General features: G+C 72.8%; 13 protein-coding genes and 1 pseudogene. 7 read left to right on the top strand and 7 right to left on the bottom strand.

The features are described from left to right. The first annotated feature begins 89 nt into the window (after window positions 1-89). The gene (cydD, locus tag ACZ6AA_RS26365) at window positions 90-1,865 is read left to right on the top strand and encodes a thiol reductant ABC exporter subunit CydD (protein ID WP_471460324.1); all 1,776 of its coding nucleotides are present in this window, start codon (window positions 90-92) and stop codon (window positions 1,863-1,865) included. A 379-nt stretch (window positions 1,866-2,244) separates the two neighbouring features. Further along, window positions 2,245-3,987, top strand: coding sequence for a thiol reductant ABC exporter subunit CydC (gene cydC, locus ACZ6AA_RS26360; RefSeq protein ID WP_468455485.1), 1,743 nt, complete (start codon window positions 2,245-2,247; stop codon window positions 3,985-3,987). On the opposite strand, the pseudogene ACZ6AA_RS26355 reads toward cydC, so the two are convergent. The 3 genes and pseudogenes from ACZ6AA_RS26355 to ACZ6AA_RS26345 all read right to left on the bottom strand — a co-directional run bounded on the left by ACZ6AA_RS26355 (window position 3,977) and on the right by ACZ6AA_RS26345 (window position 5,945). Beyond that, window positions 3,977-4,452, bottom strand: a pseudogene (locus tag ACZ6AA_RS26355) (hypothetical protein). The gene cydC and the pseudogene ACZ6AA_RS26355 overlap by 11 nt on opposite strands. Before the next feature lie 48 nt (window positions 4,453-4,500). After that, on the bottom strand, window positions 4,501-5,073 hold the full coding sequence (locus tag ACZ6AA_RS26350) for a GNAT family N-acetyltransferase (RefSeq protein ID WP_471460323.1): 573 nt from the start codon (window positions 5,071-5,073) through the stop codon (window positions 4,501-4,503). After that, a complete protein-coding gene (locus tag ACZ6AA_RS26345; RefSeq protein WP_471460322.1) occupies window positions 5,070-5,945 on the bottom strand; it encodes a hypothetical protein in 876 nt (291 codons plus the stop codon). The genes ACZ6AA_RS26350 and ACZ6AA_RS26345 overlap by 4 nt, the downstream gene beginning before the upstream one ends. 158 nt (window positions 5,946-6,103) lie before the next feature. On the opposite strand from ACZ6AA_RS26345, the gene ACZ6AA_RS26340 reads away from it, so the two are divergent. Beyond that, entirely contained in the window at window positions 6,104-6,643 is a 540-nt protein-coding gene (locus ACZ6AA_RS26340; protein WP_468455479.1) for a hypothetical protein, read from the top strand. A 219-nt stretch (window positions 6,644-6,862) separates the two neighbouring features. On the opposite strand, the gene ACZ6AA_RS26335 is transcribed toward ACZ6AA_RS26340, so the two are convergent. Then, on the bottom strand, window positions 6,863-7,234 hold the full coding sequence (locus tag ACZ6AA_RS26335) for a winged helix-turn-helix transcriptional regulator (protein ID WP_468455477.1): 372 nt from the start codon (window positions 7,232-7,234) through the stop codon (window positions 6,863-6,865). Window positions 7,235-7,339: 105 nt separating this feature from the next. Here ACZ6AA_RS26335 and ACZ6AA_RS26330 point away from each other — a divergent pair, with 105 nt between their 5' ends. Continuing rightward, the gene (locus ACZ6AA_RS26330) at window positions 7,340-8,179 is read left to right on the top strand and encodes an SDR family oxidoreductase (protein WP_468455476.1); all 840 of its coding nucleotides are present in this window, start codon (window positions 7,340-7,342) and stop codon (window positions 8,177-8,179) included. 37 nt (window positions 8,180-8,216) lie between these two features. Here ACZ6AA_RS26330 and ACZ6AA_RS26325 read toward each other — a convergent pair whose 3' ends face one another. Further along, complete coding sequence (locus tag ACZ6AA_RS26325; RefSeq protein ID WP_468455474.1) at window positions 8,217-8,681, bottom strand: SRPBCC family protein; 465 nt, start codon at window positions 8,679-8,681, stop codon at window positions 8,217-8,219. Next, a complete protein-coding gene (locus tag ACZ6AA_RS26320) occupies window positions 8,669-9,565 on the bottom strand; it encodes an RNA polymerase sigma-70 factor (RefSeq protein ID WP_468455472.1) in 897 nt (298 codons plus the stop codon). Before ACZ6AA_RS26320 ends, ACZ6AA_RS26325 begins: the two co-directional genes overlap by 13 nt. Window positions 9,566-9,888: 323 nt before the next feature. On the opposite strand from ACZ6AA_RS26320, the gene ACZ6AA_RS26315 reads away from it, so the two are divergent. Further along, window positions 9,889-10,239: a hypothetical protein gene (locus ACZ6AA_RS26315; RefSeq protein ID WP_468455470.1), complete on the top strand. Its 351-nt coding sequence runs from the start codon at window positions 9,889-9,891 to the stop codon at window positions 10,237-10,239. A gap of 30 nt (window positions 10,240-10,269) precedes the next feature. On the opposite strand, the gene ACZ6AA_RS26310 is transcribed toward ACZ6AA_RS26315, so the two are convergent. Further along, the gene (locus ACZ6AA_RS26310; RefSeq protein ID WP_468455468.1) at window positions 10,270-11,097 is read right to left on the bottom strand and encodes an alpha/beta fold hydrolase; all 828 of its coding nucleotides are present in this window, start codon (window positions 11,095-11,097) and stop codon (window positions 10,270-10,272) included. A gap of 78 nt (window positions 11,098-11,175) precedes the next feature. Here ACZ6AA_RS26310 and ACZ6AA_RS26305 point away from each other — a divergent pair, with 78 nt between their 5' ends. Beyond that, window positions 11,176-11,796, top strand: coding sequence for a sigma-70 family RNA polymerase sigma factor (locus ACZ6AA_RS26305; protein WP_468481858.1), 621 nt, complete (start codon window positions 11,176-11,178; stop codon window positions 11,794-11,796). Between the two features lie 228 nt (window positions 11,797-12,024). Beyond that, window positions 12,025-13,002, top strand: coding sequence for a sphingomyelin phosphodiesterase (gene sph, locus ACZ6AA_RS26300; RefSeq protein WP_471460319.1), 978 nt, complete (start codon window positions 12,025-12,027; stop codon window positions 13,000-13,002). Window positions 13,003-13,142 lie beyond the last annotated feature (140 nt).

Genomic DNA, 13,142 nt, shown 5'->3' with positions numbered 1-13,142 from the left:
GCCCGGCGTCGAGGATCCAGACCCCAGCGGGTCCCCGTAGCCCCAGCGACCCCCGCACCCCCGCACAACCAGGAAAGGCACCCCCCACAATGAAGCCCGTCGAACGCCGTCTGCTGCGCGAACTCCCGCTGCTGCGCCGCCACATGATGTACGCGACGACGGCGTCCCTCCTCGGCGCCGGGCTCACCGTCGCCCAGGCGGTCCTCCTGGCGACGGTCCTCGCCGACGGTTTCGCCGGGCGCACGTTCCGCGCCGGGCCGCTGGCCGCGCTGGGCGCCGTCATGGCGCTGCGCGCGCTCCTGGCCTGGGCCCGCGGGGTGCTCGCCCAGCGTGCCGCCGCCGACGTCAAGCGCACGCTGCGGGACCGGATCACGGGCAGGCTGCGGCACACCGGCCCCCTGCGGCTCGCGGCCCACCGCCACGGTGAGACCGCCACACTCGTCACCCGCGGCCTCGACGCCCTCGACCCGTACGTCGTCGGCTACGTGCCCACGATGGCCGCCGCCGCGGTGGCGCCCCTCACCGTGGTCGGCTGGCTGGCGTGGACCGACTGGACGTCGGCGCTGATCGTCGTCGTGACGCTGCCGCTGATCCCCGTGTTCGGCGCGCTGGTCGGCCTGCACACCGCGCGCCGCACCGCACGGCAGTGGCGGCTGCTGGCGCGGCTCGGCGGGCACTTCCTCGACGTGGTGGCCGGGCTGCCGACGCTGCGCGCGTTCGGCCGGGAGCGGCATCAGGCGCGGGTGGTGGGCGAGATGGCGGACGCCCACCGGCGGGCCACCATGCGAACGCTGCGCGTGGCGTTCCTGTCGTCGTTCGTCCTGGAGACGGTCGCCACCCTCTCCGTGGCGCTGGTCGCCGTACCGGTCGGACTGCGGCTGCTGCACGGCGAGTTGGACCTGCGTTCGGCGTTGGTCGTGCTGTTCCTCGCGCCCGAGGCGTATCTGCCGCTGCGCGCCCTGGGCGCGGCCTTCCACGACAGCGCCGAAGGCATCGCGGTCGCCGAGCGGGTGTTCGGCGTCCTCGACGAGTCGGCCGACGCGCCCGAGACCCACACCGGGCACGGCCCGGCCCTCGACACGCCCGAGAGCCACCCCAGCCGTGGCCCGGCCCTCGACGCACCCGCGGATCACACCGGACCCGCCCCCGACGCCCGCACGGCCCACCTGCGCCTCGACGACGTCACCGTCCACTACCCCGACCGCGCCGCGCCCGCCCTGCGGCACGTCCACCTCTCCGTCCGCCCCGGCGAGCACGTGGCGCTGGTCGGCCCGAGCGGCGCGGGCAAGTCCACGCTCCTCGCGCTGCTCCTCGGCTTCGTGACGCCCGCGTCGGGGCGGGTCGAGGTCGGCGGCGCCGGTCTCGGCGACCTCGACGGGGACGCGTGGCGCGCGCAGGTGGCGTGGGTGCCGCAGCGCCCGCACCTGTTCGCGGCGTCCGTCGCGGACAACATCCGTCTCGGGCGCCCCGACGCGAGCGACGCGGAGGTGCGCGCCGCGGCCCGCGCCGCATCGGCCGACGTATTCATCGAGGAGCTGGCGGAGGCGTACGACACCGTCCTCGGCGAGCACGGCGCCGGGCTCTCGGCCGGTCAGCGCCAACGCGTCGCCCTGGCCCGGGCGTTCCTCAAGGGCGCTCCCGTCCTGCTCCTCGACGAGCCGACGGCCCACCTCGACCCGGAGAGCGAGGCCGCCGTCACGCGCGCGACGGTCGACCTGATGCGCGGCCGCACCGCGCTCGTGGTCGCCCACCGCACGAGCCTGCTGCCCCACGCGGACCGGATCGTCACGGTACGAGCGGGCAGCATCGCCCCGAGCCGACCGAGGCCCGCGCCCGCCCTCATGGACGGGTTGGTGGGCTCATGAGGGGGCAGAGAGCCCGGGCTCAGGAAGGGGCCGGCCCCTTCCCGGCACGCCCCCGAAGGTCGGCCTCGCCGCGGACGCGGAAGCAGAGACGCGGGCCGAGGCGGCGTCGGGCTCCTTCGCGGCCATACGCCCACTGCGCCGCGGACGCAGCACACGCGACCCCAGAAAGCGCCCCGCTCCGCCGCACCCCCGCACACGAACACCGACCTCACCGCAGGCGCAAAAGCAGACCAAGCAAGCCCAGGAAGCATCCGGCTCCGCCCCGCCCACACACCCCGAACACCAACCCCGCCGCAGGCGCTCCGAAGGCAGACGGCGCCCCCACACACGTACCCCTTCCCCTCCCTCAACTCCCACCCACAGAAAGGCCGATGGCCTCATGACCACCCCCACCGAGGCCACCACCCGCGCCCGCACACCCCACCCCACCCTCCGGCTCCTGCGCCACCTCCTCCCGCACTGGCGCAGGCTGCTCCCCGGCGCGCTCGCCGCCGCCGGGAGCGACCTCGCCGCCGCCGCGCTGATGGCCACCGCGGCCTGGCTGATCACCCGGGCCGCCGAGCAGCCGCCGCTCGCGTCGGTCGCCCTCGCGATCGTGGCCGTGCGGGCCCTGGCCCTGGGGCGCGGGGCGCTGCGCTACGCCGACCGGCTGCTCGGTCACGACGGTGCGCTGCGGGCCGTCGCGGGTTTCCGGACGCGGGTGTACGAGGCGCTGGTGCCGCTCGCGCCCGCGGGCACCCCGGCCTTTCGGGGCGGGGATCTGCTGACCCGACTCGTCGACGACGTCGGCGCCGCCCAGGATCTGCTGCTGCGGGCGCTGTTCCCTGCGGTTGCCGCGGGCGCGGTCGCGGCGGCCGCCACCGGCCTGGCCACGGTGTTGCTACCGCAGGCGGGTGTCCTGCTCGGACTGCTCCTCGCCGTGGCGGGGGTCGTCGTACCCACGCTGGTGCTGGCGCTCTCCCGCCGCGCGGGCCGCGCGGAGAAGCAGACGCGGGCCGAACTCGCCGCGCTCACTGTGGACTTGACGCGGGGCGCGGCGGACCTGGCCGCGTACGGAGCGCGGGGCCGCGCGGACGAGCGGGCCCGCAGCGCCTCCGCGCGGATCGCCGCGCTGGAGCGGCGCCAGGCGCTGACCACGTCGCTCGCCTCGGCCGTGGTCCTGCTGCTGCAGGGCGGAGCGACGGTCGGTGTCACCTGGCTCGCGGTGCGCGCGCACGCGGACGGCGCGCTGCCCGCCACGCACCTCACCGTCCTCGCGGTCCTCGCGCTGGTCTCCTTCGACGCCCTGGCGCCGCTGCCCGCGGCCGCCCGCCACCTCGCCGCGGTGCGGGTCTGCGCCCACCGCCTGTCCGACCTCTTCGACACGCCCCCGCCCGTCGTCGACCCGCCCGCCCCGGCCCCGCTCCCGACCGCCGAGCCGCTGGGCGTGGACATCACCGGCCTACGGGTGCGCCACCGCCCCGGCGGGCCCCTCGCCCTGGACGGGGTGGACCTGCGGCTGCCACCCGGCCGCCGGGTCGTGCTCCTCGGCGCCAGCGGGTCGGGGAAGTCGACGCTCATCGCGGCGCTCATGCGGTTCGTCCCGTACGAGGCGGGGTCCATCCGCGTCGGCGGGCGCGAACTGCGGGACTGTGCGGGCGCCGACGCGCGCGCCGTGATCACCGGCATGACGCAGGACGCCCACGTCTTCCACGCCACGCTCCGCGCCAATCTGGCCCTGGCCCGCCCGGATGCCACGGACGCCGACCTGCGCGACGCGGCCCGCAGGGCCCGGCTCCTGGACTGGGTCGAGTCGCTGCCCGACGGCTGGGACACCCTCGTCGGCGGGGACGGCGCCACGATGTCGGGCGGCCAGCGCAGCCGCCTGCTCCTGGCCCGCGCGCTGCTCGCCGACCCGCCCGTCCTCGTCCTCGACGAACCCACCGAGGGCCTCGACCCGGACACCGCGGCCGCCGTGCTCGCCGACATCCTCGACGCCACCCGGGGCCGCACCACGCTCCTGGTCACCCACGACCGGTCGGGCCTCGCGGCCGCCGACGAGGTCGTGACGCTCACCCGGGGGCGGATCCTGCCCGCCCGAGGGCCGGGCTCAGCATCCCGGCCGGAGTGGGCTATCCCATGACTTCGCGGGCCGCGTCGACAAACGCCGACCGGTTGCCCTCCAGGTGGTCCCGAACGCTCTCACCGCCGGGCAGGCCGTGCCACACCGTCCTGTTGAGGTCGAGGAAGTGCGCGTGTGCGGCGTCATGGACGGTCAGGGGGAACTGGATGCGGAGGAGCCGGTCCGCGACCCACAACCGGTACATGACGTCCCGGGTCGTGAGGTACCAGTATCGGTGTCCTCCCACTCGGACGGCCGGGTATAGGCGCAGCGTTCCGCCTCCGCGGAGACCTCGATGAACCGCTCCAGCAGCGCGAGCCGTTCCGCACACCGGGTCTCCGACAACGAGAGCCGCTGCCGTTCCTGTTCGGCACGTTCCGCCGATTGCTGAGTCCTGTGCTGGACGAGGTAGGACAACACACCGCCGAGGACGATGCCGCCCAACGATATGAGCGACACCCAGACCTGACCTGCCATGACAAACATCGCTCCCTAGCGTCGATCTTCGAGCCGACCTCGCTGCGGCTGGTGCGGTCACGGGCGCCCGAGGTGTCCTGGACAGCCCGGGCGAGCAAGCACCATGGCACACAGGGTGGGGGCTCCCGGGAACGGCACGACCTCGCCCATGGACTCATAGCCCCAACTCTCGTAGAGGGCGCGTACCTTCACGTGGTCCCGGTGCACGAGCAGCGTCACCCGGTCCTCTCCCCGCTCACTCAGCAACTCGTCGTGGAGCAGCCGCGATGCTCCCGTGCCGCGCCATGGCGCACGGACCATCAGTTCCGACAAGGCGAAGGTCCGCGCACCCGTCTCCGCCGTGAACTCCGCAGGCAGGGCGGGTACGACCCCCTTCCACCACGTCGTCGCAGAAGTGAGCGGAGCGCCGTAGGCATAGCCGACCGGCTGCCCCTGGTCATAGCCGACGACGCACGCGAAGTCCTCCTTGGCGCTCCAGCTGTCGGCAAACCGGGCGAACGCCTCCCGCGGGGCGAGGGGATCGTCAACTCCCTCGTACACCTCGTCGTGAACGTCCAGGAGGAGTTCGCGGATCGTGGCCGTATGCGCGTGCCCGTAGTGCCGCAGGTCAAGTCGAGCGCTGGGTCTCACGTACGTCCTCCCTGGCCGAGTGCGGCAACCCGGGTGAGACGAGCGCTGATACGGCTGCTGGCGATGTGACCCGACCGGACGGTCGCGGCGGTCGCAGCGGCACGCTCATGCTCCCCCTGCGCCAACTGGAGTTCGGCTAGCAACACGGCATAGAGGGTCCGGTTGCGGTTGAACCCGTCCTCAAGGAGATCGAGAGTTCGCAGGACATGCTGCTCGGCGCGAGCGAAGTCGCCTGCACTCTGGTGGGCGATGGCGCCGAGTCCGGACAGTTCCGCCGGGGTGAGGAACACAAGCCAGCTCGGGGCGGTGGTCATCCCAGCGCGGTCATAGGCGCGTTCGGCCGCGACCAGTTGTCGTCCCATGCCTCGCGGATCGTTGATCTGGGCAAGGCAATCGGCGAGCCGGGCGTGCAGGAGCGAGGTGATGAGCGGCTGATTCCGCAGATGCCGCTCGCCGAGGGCAGCCTTGTTGATGCGTGCTGCCTCGGCTGGACGGCCAGCATGTTCGGCCTGCGCGGCAAGGAGGTAGTCGGCGGCGACGTCGAATACGGCAGTGTCTGTCGTAGTGGACACGGCTGCCGGACGCGCCCGTGCGGGAGCGAGTGATGCCGCCCTCGGCATGAACCCCATCTCCTGGGGGCTGCGGCCGAAGATGCACTCAAGGGGCCGAAAGTGACGCGGCCACGACCAGCGGACGTGCCCGGAGATCCAGCGCCGCACATGGCGGTCCGTACAGTTCGCGGGTTCGCCGAACTCGTCAGCGGCGATGCGGTTGACCATGTCGGCCAACGCCTGGTGTGTGTACCCGAACTTCGTCAGGAGCGCCTCCAGCGAGGCGTTCCGCTGCGTGGGAATCGTGCCTCCCTGCTGCATGTGCCCCTTGACGGTAGTTGTACCGTCACCGCCCGCGTAGGAAAACTGTCCGGTACTTCGTCAGAAAGTGCCCTCGATCTGTCCTGATGCCAGACAGGGAACTTCCGGTTTCCTCGTAGCACCACGGCCCCCGGCGACCGTGCGAACAGCCCCGGGGCATGGCCGACTACGAGGGAGTCGAGATGGGCGAGGCTGAGGCCCCTGGGCCAGGCCCAGGAAGCAGCGCACGGGAAGAGGCCCCGGACCGGGGAGCCATCGCCGACTGGCTCGCCGGTGCGCACCCCGTCCCGCGCCAGGCCCAGGCCGAGTGGGCCCATCACGCCGTCGCGCTCCTCCCGCTCGGCGCACGCTTCGACGCGATCCGGGTCCCGGCACGGCGCATCCACGGCGCCCTCGGCAGCGACGACCCGCGCACCGTGGGCGCGGCCCTGCTCGACCGGCTGCACGGCCCGTTCGTCCGCGACGTCCGCACCGGCAGCGGTCTGTACTACGTACTCATCCACCCCGACGCGATGTGGGAGGGCCCGGAGCATCGCCTCGGCAAGGGCATCCACCTCCCCGTGCCACGGATCGGCCAACAGGTCTCCCCTGTCACGTACTGGGCCGTGGAGCCACAGCGCCGCGGGCACCTGTGCGACCCCGCACACCTGGCCGCACTGCTCTCCACCGGCGAGACGCTGAAGGCGATCGAGCGGTGAACGGGACCGAGAGTGCCGCCTCGCGCCCGGACGAGCTGTACCGGATCCACCTTCAGCACCTGGACGTCTGCCCCGTGTGCAGGAAGGGCGTCGAGTGCGGCAAGGACGTGAGCCTCACGGCAGTGCGCGCTCGGAGGTGCGCCCTCAGCAGGCGACTGCGTGGTCCCCGGCGTGCCGATCCACGTCGGCCCGCCGTGCCGTCGAGCCGCGTACCGCCCGCTATCCCGCTTCGCGCGGCGACAACCGTCGCGTGACCCGGTCGAACAGCTCCGTCAGTGGCTCGCCGACCTCCCGGCCGAACTCGGTGAGGCCGTAGGTGACTTGGGGCGGTGTCGTCGGTTCGACCTCGCGCCAGACCAGGCCGTCCTGGACCAGTGCGCGCAGGGTCTGGGCGAGCATCTTCTCGCTGATGCCCTGGATGCTCTCGCGCAGCTCATAGAAGCGGAGATCGGTATTCCGCAAGGAGATCAGCACCCAGACGCCCCAGCGGCTGGTGACGTGGTCGACCACGTCGCGCGCCGGGCAGTCGGTGTGAAACACCTCATACCGCTGGTCCGCCTCAGTCTGTGTGAGCTGCGCGCCTTCCGCCATGGGAGGAGCTTACTCCGAGGTACGTCCTTACCAAGAGTTAGTTCAGGCTCCTAGCGTCGCGGCCACAGAACGCATCTACAGAACGCATCTGGCGAGGAGTTGTTCATGATCGTGGTGACCGGGGCTACCGGGAATGTGGGCCGACCTTTGACGCAGGCGCTGGTCGAGGCGGGACAGCAGGTGACGGCCGTGTCGCGGCATGCGGCGGCCGTGCCGGACGGGGTCCGCCATGTGACGGCCGACCTGGCCGAACCGGCAAGTCTGGAGCCCGCCCTCGCCGGGGCGAAGGCGCTGTTCCTGCTGCTGTCCGGCGATCTGCACGCGGCCGGGGCAAGCCCGGCCGACGTCATCGGCCAGGCCGTGGCCGGCGGGGTCCGCCGGGTCGTCCTGCTCTCCTCGCTGGGCGTGGCGACGAGGCCCTTCGGGTCGACGCGGATCGCGCTGCGCGGGGTGGAGGACACGCTGCGGGAGTCCGGCCTGGAGTGGGCCATCCTGCGGCCGGGCGGCTTCGCGTCCAACGCCTTGTGGTGGGCCGATTCCGTCCGCACGCGGCAGGTCGTCGCCGCGCCCTACGGCGACGTCGGTGTGCCGATCATCGATCCGGCGGACATCGCCGAGGTCGCGGCGGCCTGCCTGCTGGATCAGCGGCACACCGGCGGTGTGTACGAACTGACCGGCCCGGAGGTGATCACACCCCGTCAGCAGGCGGAGGCCCTCGCCGCCGCACTCGGCTCACCCGTGCGCTTCCACGACCTCACCCGCGACGAGGCCAGGGCGGCCATGGCGCACAGCATGCCGGTGGAACTCGCCGACGACACCCTGGACATCCTCGGCTCCCCGAGTCCGGCGGAGGTGCGGGTCAGCCCGGACGTGCAGCGGATACTCGGCCGCGCCCCGCGCCCGTTCGCGGACTGGGCCGCCCGCCACATCGCCGCGTTCCGCTGAGACCGGTCGGCACCATCCCCCTCGGCGTGTCCGCTGCTCAGTGGGCAGCCGAGGCCCGGGGGCCGGCCAGCGCGCTGTGGGCCGCGTCGAGGATGTTGCCGAAGGTGCGGGTGATGATGGGGCGCGCGACGCGGCGGGTGAGGAAGCCGCCGATCAGCGGGACGGGAATCTCCGCGCGGGTGGTCCAGCGCACCAGGGTGCCGCCCTCGACCTCCTCGAACGTCATCCGGCCGACTTCGTGGCGGGCCGGCGGGAAGCTGCGGTCGACGACGTAGTCGGTGGCGTACGGCGGGTCGTAGTGGGTGATGCGCTCCCGGAACCAGCCGATCAGCCACAGGTGGTTGCGCACCGCGCCGACGCCGTAAGGCGCGGACTCGCCGGGCCGGGCCAGGCGGCAGCGCACCACCAGGGGTGAGCGCGTGTAGTTGGTGGTCGTGGTGAGCCAGGCGAAGACGTCCTCGATCGGAGCGGCGACGACGCGTTCAACGATCATGGTTTCCATGGCTGATTGCCTCCTCTGTCGAGCGGGAGCACCGCCTCTGCGCGGTGCAGCTTGTCCGGGTTGCGCATGCCGTAGAGGCCGGTGATCCGGCCGTCGTGGATCTCGAAGGCGACCAGCCAGTCGAGTTCCCCGTCGGTGACGAACCGCGCCGCGGGCATGCCGTTGTACGTGGCGTACTCGACCTGGGTCGCCGCGGTGACACCGCTGATCACGCCGAGGACGAAGCGGGCGACGTCGGCGCGTCCGACGATCGGGCGGCGGGCGGCGACGACCTTCCCGCCGCCGTCGGAGATCTGCACGACATCGGGCGCCAACAGGTCCATCAGCGCCTGCACTTCGCCGGTCGACGCCGCGAACAGGAACCGCTGGACGATCTCCCGGCCCGCGTCGGAGTCCGGCTCGAAGCGGCGGCGCCGCGCGTGCACGTGGCGGCGGGCGCGGTGGGCGATCTGCCGGACGGTCACCTCGGTCTTCCCGATCGAGGCGGCGACCTCGCCGTGGGTGTAGCCGAACACGTCGTGCAGCACGAACACGGCGCGCTCGGTGGGGTTGAGGGTCTCCAGGACGAGCATCATGGCCATCGACACCGACTCGGCGAGGATCGCGTCGTCGCTCACGCCGGGCGCGGTCCGGATCGGCTCGGGCAGCCAGGAACCGACGTACTCCTCGCGTCGCGCCTTGGCCGCGCGCAGGTGGTTGAGGGACTGCCGGGTCACGATGCGGACCAGGTAGGCGCGCGGGTGCTCGACCTCGTCCTGGTCGACCGCGCGCCACCGCAGATAGCTCTCCTGCAGCACGTCCTCGGCGTCGGTGGCGCTGCCCAGCATCTCGTAGGCGATGGTGAACAGCAGCGGCCGGTGCTCGGTGAAGGCGTCCTCAGTCACGGCTCACCCCCGCCACGCGTACGCGTCGGCACTTGCGCATCACACCCTGCTCCTCTCGTCGGACGCCCATCGAGACACCTCGCGCCGGGAAACCGTGACAGGTCTTCGATGTGATTCGTTTCACAGCACGCGACAGCGGCGGCGCATCCGCGACGCATCCCTCAAGACAAGGTGCGACTTCAACGAGTCACTGCGTCAACACGACAGACCGGGGCATAAGGATTGCGGCGCGGCATGGACGCCCCCGGCCGCGGCACCGGTGCCGGGCGCGCCCCGGGCGCCCCCCATCCCCCATCCGCCCCCACCCCGCACAGGAGACGCAGATGACCGACCACCGCGCCTTGGCTGCGGGCGCCGCGCTGTTCACCGTGAGCGCCGTGTACGCCGCACAGTCCCACGCCTGGCTCCCCGCCGCCGGCCTCGTGCACGGGGCCGGACTCCTTGCCGCGCGCGCCCGGCGCGAGCGCGCCGCCCTGCGCTGCGCCCGCGCCCTCGCCCAGCGCGCCGAACTCGCCGCGCGCCCCAGCCCGGAGCCCCCGTTCGGGCCGTCCTTGTTCAAGGAGGTCAACCGCGGCTGGACCGAACTGAACGCGGCGTGCTGTCTGCAGGCGTGGCTGTCACGGGGCGGCGAGCACGACCCCGCGCACTGCCCCGGGACGGCACCGGCGACCTGAGCCGCCCGCGGCACGTGGCCCCGGGCTCCCTCAGCCCAGGAACTCCGCGGCGGTCGCCACGAACCGGCCGGGGTCGTCGAGCCAGGGGAAGTGCGCCGCCCCGGGCTGCACGACGTAGGTGGCGTCGGGGAACAGCCCGGCGAACTCCGCCGTCGGCGCGGGCGGGCTGTTCAGGTCGAACTCCCCGGCGAGCAGCAGGACGGGCGCCGGGAGCGTGGCGAGCGCCGCACGGGTGGCTTCCGGGGTGAAGGCGCCATCGGCCCCGAAGAGGGCGGCGGCCTCGTCGTTGGCCGGCTGGCTGTCCGCGTGGTGCCGGGCGGTCGCCTCGTCCCACCGGCCGTAGAAGAAGGGCGCGAGCGCGTCCCAGTCGCTGCCCGCGCCCCGCGTGATCGCTTCCAGGGCGGCGTACGCGGCCGGGAACCACGGCTCGCCCTCGCGGCCCCGCGCCAGCGCACGGCGCTCCTCCCCCGTGACCACGATGCCGACGGCCCGGGCGCCGGGGGCGACGAGGGCGAGCTTGGCGACGCGGGCCGGATGGCGGGCCGCGTACTGCGTGACGACGTTCGCGCCCGCGGAGTGGCCGAGGAGGTCGATCTCGGGCAGGGCGAGGTGGGCGCGCAGCGCCTCGACGTCGTCCACGAGGCGGTCGCAGCGATAGGAGGACGTGTCCTCGGGCCGCTCGGAGCGTCCGGTGCCGCGCAGGTCCAGGAAGATCAGCTTGCGGTGCGCGGACAGGCCGCCGAGGTCGCCGAGGTAGGCGGAGTCCGCCGGGCCGCCGGGGACGCAGACGAGGGGGGCGCCGTGGCCGGTCTCGCGGTAGGCGAGCCGGGTTCCGTCGGTTGCGCAGAAGGTGGGCATGGCTCGGATACTGCCAGCCATAACCTGGTTATACAACCCGGTTATGACGACCTGCCCCGCCGGGTGTATAACCGGGTTGTGGCAGGCGAAGAGAGTGCGCGGCGACATCCCGGGCCGCCGACCGGGGCACTGACCGAGGAGCAGGCCGAGCGGATGCTCGCCTCCATGAACGAGGTCATCCGCGCGGGCGAGGAGATGCGCGCCCTGCGCGCCGAGATGATCAAGGTCTTCGTCCGCCTCGGCTGGACCCAGGACCGCATCGCCCGGCTCACCGGGATGAGTCAGCCCGCGGTGTCCAAGCAGGTGGCCAAGTACAAGCAGGACGAGGCGCCGCCCCCGCCGGACCTCTCCCTCGACCAGCACGACGTCCCGTGGCTCGAAGGGCGTCTGTGGGGTCTCGCGGAGGAGATCGTCGAGGTCTCCCCGGAGGTCGCCCACTGCGCCCGCTACGTCCACGCCATCGCCCGGGGCAAGAAGCGCTTCACGCCGCAGCACGTCGACGAGTTGCGGCGCCTCGTCGAGGAGGATCTGCGGCGACGCGATCCCGAACTGCCCCGCGGCTTCCGGGACGCCTACGACCGGATCAGCCGCGGCCTCGACGTCCCCGTGCGCACGGAGGCCGCCACCACCGCACCGGCCTCCGTGCGTCGCGCCCTCGCCTGCCAGGTCCAGCGCGACCGGCTGCGGCACGACTCCTGACGCGCGGGGCGGGATCCCGGCGGGGCGGCGGACGCTCCGGGATCCCAACGGGACAGGTGACATTCCGGGATCCCGACGGAGCGGCGAACGCCCCAGGTGTGCAAGTTGTGATGACACGTCAAGTGATCAACACACGCAGGCCACCTGGGCGTAACCGGCGCTGCCTTGGATGACGGCGCCGGTGTCGCCCTCGCGGCCCGGTCCCCCACCCCCACAGGGAGAACCCTCATGCCCCACTCCACGCCGCGTACGTACACGGTCGGCGCCACCGCCGTGGCACTGGCCGCGACGGCGACGCTGGTGGCCACCGCGCCCACCGCGTCGGCGGCGGAAACCCCGCAGCTGAAGGTGCTGACGTACAACGCCTTCCTGTTCAGCAAGACGCTGTACCCGAACTGGGGCCAGGACCACCGTGCCAAGGCGATCCCTGCCGCCGGGTTCTTCCGGGACAACGACGTCGTCGTCCTCCAGGAGGCCTTCGACAACTCCTCCTCCGACGCGCTCCAGGCGAACGCCAAGGCCGCATACCCGCACCAGACGCCGGTCATGGGCCGGTCCAAGAGCGGCTGGGACGCCACCGGCGGCGCCTACTCCGCGACGACGCCCGAAGACGGCGGGGTGACCGTCCTCAGCAAGTGGCCGATTCAGCGCAAGGAGCAGTACGTCTACAAGGACGCCTGCGGCGGGGACTACTTCTCCAACAAGGGCTTCGTCTACACCGTCCTGGACGTGAACGGCACCAAGGTCCACGTCGTGGGCACCCACACCCAGTCCACCGACCCCGGGTGCGCCGCGGGCCAGGCGGCGAAGACCCGCGCCGCGCAGTTCAAGGAGCTCGACGCCTTCCTCGACGCCAAGAAGATCCCGGCGGGCGAACAGGTCCTGGTGGCGGGCGACTTCAACGTGGACCGGCACAGCGACGAGTACGCCTCGATGCTCGGCGACGCCGGGCTCGCCCCCGCGGACGCCCGCACCGGCCACCCGTACTCCTTCGACACGAAGGACAACTCGATCGCCTCCGAGCGCTACCCGGACGACCCGCGCGAGGACCTCGACCACGTGCTGCACCGCACGGGCCACGCCCGTCCCGCGAACTGGCAGAACGACGTGGTGAAGGAGACCACCACGCCCTGGACGGTGTCGAGCTGGGGCAAGGAGTACACGTACGACAACCTGTCCGACCACTACCCGGTGATCGGCCGCTAGACGGAGCGGGGCAGGAACGACGACGGGGCGGGGGGGGGGGGGGGAGGGGGGGGGGGGGGGGACCCCCCCCCCCCCCTCGTGTCCGGGTCCCGCCCCCCCCCTCCCACCAACCCCCCCGACCCCCGGGACGAGACGTCTTC

This window comes from Streptomyces sp. NPDC040610, assembly GCF_055594065.1.
This window is presented reverse-complemented; position numbering and strand designations above follow the sequence as displayed.

Excerpts from the sequence above, each read along its gene's own strand:
- sph (WP_471460319.1), top strand. The coding sequence starts at position 12,025 with ATGCCCCACTCCACGCCGCGTACGTACACGGTCGGCGCCACCGCCGTG.
- ACZ6AA_RS26330 (WP_468455476.1), top strand. The coding sequence starts at position 7,340 with ATGATCGTGGTGACCGGGGCTACCGGGAATGTGGGCCGACCTTTGACG.
- ACZ6AA_RS26315 (WP_468455470.1), top strand. The coding sequence starts at position 9,889 with ATGACCGACCACCGCGCCTTGGCTGCGGGCGCCGCGCTGTTCACCGTG.
- ACZ6AA_RS26325 (WP_468455474.1), bottom strand. The coding sequence starts at position 8,681 with ATGGAAACCATGATCGTTGAACGCGTCGTCGCCGCTCCGATCGAGGAC.
- cydD (WP_471460324.1), top strand. The coding sequence starts at position 90 with ATGAAGCCCGTCGAACGCCGTCTGCTGCGCGAACTCCCGCTGCTGCGC.
- ACZ6AA_RS26310 (WP_468455468.1), bottom strand. The coding sequence starts at position 11,097 with ATGCCCACCTTCTGCGCAACCGACGGAACCCGGCTCGCCTACCGCGAG.
- cydC (WP_468455485.1), top strand. The coding sequence starts at position 2,245 with ATGACCACCCCCACCGAGGCCACCACCCGCGCCCGCACACCCCACCCC.
- ACZ6AA_RS26345 (WP_471460322.1), bottom strand. The coding sequence starts at position 5,945 with ATGCAGCAGGGAGGCACGATTCCCACGCAGCGGAACGCCTCGCTGGAG.
- ACZ6AA_RS26340 (WP_468455479.1), top strand. The coding sequence starts at position 6,104 with ATGGCCGACTACGAGGGAGTCGAGATGGGCGAGGCTGAGGCCCCTGGG.
- ACZ6AA_RS26335 (WP_468455477.1), bottom strand. The coding sequence starts at position 7,234 with ATGGCGGAAGGCGCGCAGCTCACACAGACTGAGGCGGACCAGCGGTAT.